This window comes from Chryseobacterium sp. CS2K3, assembly GCF_059515185.1.
On record NZ_JCAKRW010000023.1, the window covers coordinates 1 to 5,071 of the forward strand.

5 protein-coding genes and 2 pseudogenes are annotated in these 5,071 nt (G+C 34.5%); 1 reads left to right on the forward strand and 6 read right to left on the reverse strand.

Translation table 11 applies throughout. The features are described from left to right. From AC5YGG_RS20755 to AC5YGG_RS20775, 5 genes and pseudogenes are all read right to left on the reverse strand, one after another. Nucleotides 1-590 (reverse strand): annotated as a pseudogene (locus tag AC5YGG_RS20755) (RHS repeat-associated core domain-containing protein); the annotation flags it as partial. A 106-nt stretch (nucleotides 591-696) separates the two neighbouring features. Then, nucleotides 697-771: pseudogene (locus AC5YGG_RS20760) on the reverse strand (DUF4844 domain-containing protein); the annotation flags it as partial. Nucleotides 772-1,536: 765 nt separating this feature from the next. Beyond that, on the reverse strand, nucleotides 1,537-2,400 hold the full coding sequence (locus AC5YGG_RS20765) for a tyrosine-type recombinase/integrase (protein WP_496146342.1): 864 nt from the start codon (nucleotides 2,398-2,400) through the stop codon (nucleotides 1,537-1,539). Then, the gene (locus tag AC5YGG_RS20770; protein WP_496146346.1) at nucleotides 2,372-2,563 is read right to left on the reverse strand and encodes a tyrosine-type recombinase/integrase; all 192 of its coding nucleotides are present in this window, start codon (nucleotides 2,561-2,563) and stop codon (nucleotides 2,372-2,374) included. The genes AC5YGG_RS20765 and AC5YGG_RS20770 overlap by 29 nt, the downstream gene beginning before the upstream one ends. Beyond that, entirely contained in the window at nucleotides 2,542-2,901 is a 360-nt protein-coding gene (locus tag AC5YGG_RS20775; RefSeq protein WP_496146343.1) for a tyrosine-type recombinase/integrase, read from the reverse strand. The genes AC5YGG_RS20770 and AC5YGG_RS20775 overlap by 22 nt, the downstream gene beginning before the upstream one ends. A gap of 592 nt (nucleotides 2,902-3,493) precedes the next feature. On the opposite strand from AC5YGG_RS20775, the gene AC5YGG_RS20780 reads away from it, so the two are divergent. Next, nucleotides 3,494-3,640 carry a helix-turn-helix domain-containing protein gene (locus tag AC5YGG_RS20780; RefSeq protein ID WP_496146344.1) on the forward strand — a complete coding sequence of 49 codons (147 nt, stop codon included), beginning with the start codon at nucleotides 3,494-3,496 and terminating at the stop codon, nucleotides 3,638-3,640. 478 nt (nucleotides 3,641-4,118) lie between these two features. On the opposite strand, the gene AC5YGG_RS20785 is transcribed toward AC5YGG_RS20780, so the two are convergent. Further along, on the reverse strand, nucleotides 4,119-5,071 hold a 953-nt coding region (locus AC5YGG_RS20785; protein WP_496146345.1), incomplete at its 5' end, for an RHS repeat-associated core domain-containing protein.

The window sequence follows — 5,071 nt, forward strand, 5'->3', positions numbered from 1 at the left end:
GTTCGAGTCCACCTGATGTTTGGTACCAAAAGTCTGTTCTGATAATCATAAGTAAAGGTTTCGGTAATTATTTTTTCGGTATCTGTATCTAACCTTTTATGTTTTGTAACAACGATTTGGGAAACTCCTGCAAAATCAAGCTTGGATTCTGTTCGGGTATATCCTCCCAAATGATTGATAGAATGAGTTCCAATGACTCTACCTTTCAGATCATAATAAGTATAATTCTTGGTCCAGTTATCATCTTCAATATTCTTGATAAAGCTCATGACAGGAAGTCCTTTGGTACTTCTTCCCTCGGGTGATGGAGAACCTGTAAGTGTTGTTTCTCCCTGAATATTGGATGGAAAAGGAGAATTGAAATCGTAATTGGGATAGGTATCATAATAGTTGACCGAGTACACCTTTTCTATATGATCACCAGAATAGGCTACATTACTGTACTTTATATTTATACCTGCAGAAGTAAAACCTACTGTATCCCGACCTTCTGTTGCCGGTTTTCCGTTATCAATATAATAATCAATACTTCCTTGTACTTGCTGCCTATCAAACTGTGATCCAATATTCGCTATACCGGTATATACCACTCGGGAGAACTTATCATATTTGGTAAAAAGCCATTCTCGACCTCATTGATAAACAGTTTAATTAAAATAATAACCCCATTGCGATTACAGTGGGGTTTTGTTAGTTTTAGAATTCAGAACCGTAAAGCCATTGATTCAAGACACCGCCAGAACTTTCCAGTTCTATTGCATCCATTATCTTTTCAAAGTAGCCTCAGATATATTCTCTATCTTCTGTATCTAAATTGTAGATATCCACATCCTTTAACATACTTCCATTTCAACTGCGATTCAGAGCGGGAGAGCATTTTTCCTTATAGTGAGCGAAGTCGAACTACGGGTGGTTGAAGCTTAGGCAAAAAGGGATTTTTCAGCGGCGGGTTTCAGTCGGGGAAGGGGTCGGCCGCGGTGGCAGCAAAAGGGCTGTGCCCGTTGCTTGGAAAGCATTTTACATAATCTCAAATTATAGGTAACGATCGCTTTGCCAGTAGCAAAGCTTGCGGAGTGGAAGGCAACGTTTAGGTGCTGCTGCGCGTATAATTTTATTATGTAATTTGCTGTGGCATTAAAGTTCAGGGAAGTTTAGGCAAGCGTTGGAGAAAAATGTCTTTTTCTGGTGGCGGGCGGGATATTTAATTCAAAATGCAAGCATTGGATTTTATTTTTAATTTTACTATATTTGGTATATGGATTTTTGGACAACTGTAGGTATTATTTCTTCTGTTTTTGGGATTTTTTCTTTCCTAAAAAATGATGCTATTTCATTGCTGTCTCCTTTTAAAAAAAAATATATTTTGTTTGTCTCAACAAAACAACAAAAACAATATAAAAAAAATCCTTTTTGACGATATCGGATTGTTTTAGACCGCATAAGGTTCTTTTTTCCCGTTTTAATTCGCTAAAAACTTTATTTTAGGTCGTATAAGTTTGTATGTACCTTTTTTTAGTTCGTTAAAACTGCCTTTTTTTATTGTATTGGATGATATTGATTAATGGATATTTGTAGTGCATCTACACCTGTTTCTTTATACTTTTCTGTGGTATCTGCATGTTTGTATCTGGCAAAGTATTGAACCTTTCTTAGATTTTCGCCCTGGTCTAATTTCAGCTTGATAACACTCTGGCGAATAGTAATGGAAGTCAGTTTTTTGGTGAAGTTTTTCTTGTAAGTAGAGACTAAATAATTAATGTCATCTGAAGTAATTTTAGCCCCTAATTTTCCTAATAAAAAGTGATTCTCTTTCTCAGTTCTGAAGATGATTAACATTTCTCTTTCCTCTTGTAAATACTGATAAAACAATAGGATCTGGTCAGCTTTTAAATCTAATATTCTTTCGTTGGTAATTCCTGTTTTACGGATGCCGATCTTTGCATTCTGTAAATCTAAATCTCCGATTCTTAATCGTTCAATATCACTGGTTAATAAGGCTTGGTTCACTAATAAACTCATTATGATCTGATTCCGTTTGGTGAGTATCGGATAACGGTCTTCTCTTGGCTCTAAAAGCTTTTGTACTTCTTGTTCTGTTAAAAGCTCCTGTAATTGTATTGGATTTTCTTTGCCGTCCCAGATTTTAATATTTTGTGCAGGGTTCTGTTTTATTTTCCCTGTTTCTACTAAATAATCGTAGTATTTCTTAATAGCATAAACGGTTCTTTTAATGCTTTGCGGATTGTAGGTTTTTCTTAATAATTCAATATAATCCATAATGTTCTGGTAATTCAGCTTTTCCGGACTCTTATGATGTTTCCTAAACTTTTCTATTTCATACAGGTAGTTTTTTACAGTAGCTTCTGATAACTCATTCTTCAGATAATTTTCCAGTTCCATAATTTATTCTTGTATAAATTTGGGTGGTTGATAAATATTCATGTTCTAAAAAGTCACGTCCTTTCTCCAGTTCCATTCCCTGCTCTAATAGCTGTGTAGCAATAGTATGCCTTAAACAATGTAATGTAAATCCATTGTTATTCAGCTCTGTTTTTTCAATAATTTTTTAAATTCTTCATAGATTCTCACAGCGGTAATATTGAGTAATTTGCGGTTATCCTCTATCTTGTGTTTCACATCCATACAACTCTTAAAATCTTGCTGAACCTGTTTTGTAAATGGGATGACTCTCCGTTTTTTACCTTTTCCTTTTCGGATGTATAACAAGCAACTTACTAAATCGATATCCTTAACGCTAAGCTCTGCTGCTTCATTCCTACGTAGGCCGCACGCATAACATAGATGTAGCATAATAGTCTGTAACGGATTGCTTTTACTGTATAGTTTTTGGATTTCTTCTTTTGTAAATACTTTTCTCTCTTCAGATTTTGGGGATTTCATCTTGACCTGGTAAGGATTTCTTTTCGCTGTCCCCCTCGCTGTAGATACTCAAAATAGAGTTTAATAGCCAGTAAAATAGATTACAATATCAGAAGACTGGATTTCAAAATAAGCTTTCCGGGTATGGTTCAAAAACTTTGCAACCTGCTTTGGATAAGAGCCTATAACGGTTTTGCAATAGCCTAAGTTTTGTAATTCTTTTCTAAATTGATAAATAGATTCTTCATTCATGTGTTATTAATTCCTTTTGTAATATTTGGCACTTTTCCGAACACTAGCTGATTTTCCTTTATTGATCGGATCATACTCGCCTGCTTTAAAAACCCAGTCGCTCTAACCACACCCCACTCACGGTAAGCCACGGAACTACCTGACCTTTAGCCGAACCACTACGGTAACGGCTCTGTAACTTTACTTGTTTATGGGGGATATCTGACATAATGAAAATATTTAAAAAAAGTTTTTGACTACGTATTTGTAGCAACTGTAACATATCTATTTTAATTAACCAAACTTTATATGTTATTGTTACCACAGATATGTTATGTATATTTGCTCTAATCCTTTATTAACTGTTGTTTTTAATACATTTATGAAGTCTATAACCTTTGGTAAACGCCTTACAGAAGTAAGAAAAGATAAAAAGATGTCACAGGACGAAGTGGGCAAACTCGTAGGTGTTCACGGTGCTGTCATCGGAAGATATGAACGTGAGGAAGTAAACCATCTGTTGAGATGATCACGCAGCTGGCATAAGCCCTGCAAGTATCTCTGGATTATCTCGTTGGCTCTACGGATATTCTACTGGATAAAAATATTGTTGCTAAAATTTTAGATATACAAAAACTAAAAGAGAACGATAGACAACATGTCTTCGCTCTTCTGGATGCGTTCTTAAAACAAACTAAGCTGCAAAGCATTTTATAAACCAATAAAGCCACTCGTTTGAGTGGCTTTGTTGGTTTATAAAGCTTATGTCTACCAGTCCTGCCTTAATGCTACCCCAAAGGAGAAGCAAAATATTAGAAAGACAAACAATAAACCATTTAAAATAAAGTTTAGCAACTTATTATTGTATTTATAAATCATGTAAAAGTTAATTGCCAATAGAACTATCACCAAAGGGGCAAATTCTAAAAAATAATCATATTGAAAATATAATAAAAGTACTGTATAAATTATTGAAATAATTAAAATTATTTTTGTAACTGTTTTCATTATTGATTAGGTATTAATTCTCTTTTTACAACATCTCTAACTTTTGTGCTTAAATCATTATCTATGCTTTTATGATCTGATGTAGGGGCAAGAACATTTAATATTTTAGTAGTCTTATTATCGCTTGTAGGTTCTATTTTCTCTCCTCCGTATATATTTTTTGTCTGGTAGTAATTAACTGCTTTCGATACGTTAGAAGGTATCTTTGTATCAGAATAACCATCCATTATATCTAAAGTCACCATTAAATCTACTTTTAAATTTTTATTTTCATTTACTGACTCTACCAGATTATCACCTCCTAAACTATGCCCAACAGTAGCTACCACACCGTCTGAATGCACATTATTAAAATTTGAGATAGTTGATTTGATGTCATTTTTTGTATTTTCATTCTGTGATGAATCAAAAACAACAACTCGAGTATTAGAATTAGCTAAACCAACTAACCCTCCAATACCAGTAAGATCAAGGTTTCCCTTTCCTTTAAAATCAGGATTATTGCTACCTCCTGCATTCTGAGATTGGGTATATCCTTTCTTCGTATCACCCGACCATCCCTGTACAACAACAACTAAATTTTTATAGCCATCATTCTTCCTAAAATCTACAGCTTCTAATCCCTCCAGCTCTCTTGCATCAACAACTCTATTCTCCGAAAAATTATAATGAGATTGGTAAGCGTACTTTTCTGATAAAGGATCTATGTTGAAAAACCTTCCCACATCGGGCATATAGTTTCTCCACTTAAACGAATAAAACCCAGTCTCTTGCAATTCTTGTCCTTGGTACTTATATTGATAAGCATTCTGAGTTGTAGCAGTATAATTATTTAGCAATCCAAAAGGATAATAATTATTGACTTCGACAATTTCTCCGGGTTTCCATCCATCAATGCAATTAGGGGGATCCATAGGATTCCACGGTCCATCACATTGCTGCCAGTAATATC